Source organism: Bathymodiolus platifrons methanotrophic gill symbiont (assembly GCF_002189065.1).
Taxonomy (GTDB): domain Bacteria; phylum Pseudomonadota; class Gammaproteobacteria; order Methylococcales; family Methylomonadaceae; genus Methyloprofundus.
On the sequence record NZ_BDMN01000061.1, the window covers coordinates 1 to 1,961 of the forward strand.

Genomic DNA, 1,961 nt, shown 5'->3' on the forward strand with positions numbered 1-1,961 from the left:
CACCGTTATTACAGGATGACTTCTGGGTCTCTATGGCAGTAACAATCATGTTTGGTCTTGCTTTTGGTACTGTTTTGACGATGGTTGTTGTGCCGGTTTTGTATGCGATGTTTTATAAAATTCAGGCTGATTAATAGAAAGGTGGATTTAGGGGGCATGGAAAAATAATTCTCCATTCCTGTTAACTGTATCACCTACTTTATTGTAGGCTGGAATAGCGTTAGCGTTTTCCGGTATTTTTTGGTGATTTTACTAAACATGGTATGTCACCAAAGATGTAAAATGCTAACGTTATTCCACCCTCGCTGAAAATCCGGGAAACGGAGCCTAAGCAAAGTGGTGAATTTTTAGTCCCTGATAGGCGACAGAACACAGACCAAAACAAGTAACATATCAGTCGTACGAGTGTATTGAACGACTCGTGATATAAAAGATGGGCACGAAAAATCCCTTTGCCCATCCTACGGTTGTTTATGTCATTTTGAATAGTTTTAATGCCTTAAAGAGTCAAGATAAAAAACTAGAACATCGAGTGTAAGGTTGTTAACTCCCGCCAATTTTATAGTGAAGTACTTGCCTTCATCTTAGAAACCTGAGCAATGGTCATATATTTGCTAATACGCTGTTACCACGCTCTATAACCCAATATAAACTAATCAAAATACAAGCACTGGCAACAAAGTAGCGGTTTATTTTGGCTACTCTGATCCCTAAAAGGCTGATTAAGTAAAACACTGTCCATGCAACAATAACGATTAACAGCTGACCTATTTCTACGCCAAGATTAAAGGCTAAAAGACTTTGCCATATATTCGGTGATGTCACCTGAAGAATATGCTGTAGTACAAACGAAAACCCTAGCCCATGTAATAAACCAATTAATCCGGTAATGGCGACTACGGTCCATTCACTTTTTTCCTGTTGAAATCCCGGTTTAAGGTCTGCTGCTACGGCAACAATAGCAACATAGATAATTGACAATCCAATCCCCGTTTCTACGGCAGGTACAAACCACGCCTCTGTTGGTACAAAACCAAAGAATCCAATAGAGAGCGTAATACTATGCCCGACGGTAAAACCGGTTACGCGCCAGAGTAATGGTCTAAGGTGCATGGCGCCAAGTATTAGGCATATGACAAACAGGATGTGATCAAGACCATCTAGAATATGTTTAACACCTTCCTTGATAAACGTGATCACAGCATCAAAAACTGAACGGGTCACGACAATAGGCTTATCTAATAAACCACGGGCACGAAAAACCTGTATACCGCTGGGGCTGCAATCCAGTACAAGATTAGCTGTCTCATCTTGATCTGGCAGTCCGGGATTTAAATTGCTGGAGAGTGCATATTGATATATAGCGTCCTCACTGTTGTAGTTTAAAAGGACATCAACCGTGGCATCACCCACATAAACACCGTGTTCTAAGGTATTAAATGCTTGTGTACTCTGGAATGCCCGCTGTGCATCATCCAGCGTGGCAAAGTCTGGCTGGGTGCCGTTCTTGTAGATACGGAGATGCTCAACTTTAACCTTAACACTTTCTTCATCTACTGTGAGGTTTAGACCATGTTGTGCAAGCATAGCCAAACCATCAGTTGACCTCTTTAGTTGCACTACATCGACATAGTGAACAAGCTTGCCTTCTTCACGTCGATTACGGGTATAAGGCGCGGGTAAAGGTAGCCCGCTTGCATCCAATTCGCCAAGCAAATGCGCCACTAGATAAGGCATGGGCAAACGCATATAAACATTCAGACCATCCGCCAAATGCTCCACATGCAATATCCGCACATTCAGATTGAGTTTGAAATGTGCTGAAGCCGGTGTTGTGCCAAGCAGAAATAGAGCAATGAAAAAGTAGTGCCGAAAAATAAAACGAGAGGGTAAAAACATTATTTAGCCTGAATTCTGAGTAAGAAGTACTCCTTAATTTTTACGTCATTCCTGCTAACAGA

The 1,961-nt window shown here is 41.6% G+C and carries 1 protein-coding gene and 1 pseudogene; one reads left to right on the top strand and one right to left on the bottom strand.

Annotated features, from left to right (window positions below; genetic code table 11):
* A pseudogene (locus tag CDZ78_RS24210) lies at positions 1–134 on the top strand (efflux RND transporter permease subunit); the annotation flags it as partial.
* Positions 135–603: 469 nt separating this feature from the next.
* Here the strand turns inward: CDZ78_RS24210 and CDZ78_RS04150 are convergent.
* Positions 604–1,899 carry a HupE/UreJ family protein gene (locus CDZ78_RS04150; RefSeq protein ID WP_087868843.1) on the bottom strand — a complete coding sequence of 432 codons (1,296 nt, stop codon included), beginning with the start codon at positions 1,897–1,899 and terminating at the stop codon, positions 604–606.
* Positions 1,900–1,961: the final 62 nt, after the last annotated feature.

Coding starts and splice junctions, on each gene's coding strand:
- CDZ78_RS04150 (WP_087868843.1), bottom strand. CDS start 1,899: ATGTTTTTACCCTCTCGTTTTATTTTTCGGCACTACTTTTTCATTGCT.